Below are 271 nucleotides of genomic sequence, written 5' to 3' on the forward strand. Positions count from 1 at the left end.
CACGCCTTATGCAAGAACGTGCTGCGGTTGGCTGGTAAATTTTTCGATAGTGTGTGTATTGAATGATTTCCAGCCGTTCTTGATTTTACGCATAAATCCATGAAAAAACCACTTATCTGTTGGGGAGTTTTTTTGGGGCATATATGGGACAGAAATAGGCCCCAGATAGACACTGAGATCGAACTCAGGATGCTTTTTAAAAAATGCAACTATCTGAAAAAACCTAGAAAACGCCAAGGGAACCACAGGATGGGAAAAAACACCTGTGAAT

General features: G+C 41.0%; 1 protein-coding gene. It reads right to left on the reverse strand.

Going from position 1 to position 271, the window contains the following annotated elements; translation table 11 throughout:
* Positions 1–6: 6 nt before the first annotated feature.
* A partial coding sequence (locus FN960_RS23080) for a hypothetical protein (protein ID WP_221936859.1) occupies positions 7–271 on the reverse strand: 265 nt, incomplete at its 5' end.

It is taken from the genome of Alkalicoccobacillus porphyridii (assembly GCF_007293315.1).
Classification (GTDB): domain Bacteria; phylum Bacillota; class Bacilli; order Bacillales; family Bacillaceae_D; genus Alkalicoccobacillus; species Alkalicoccobacillus porphyridii.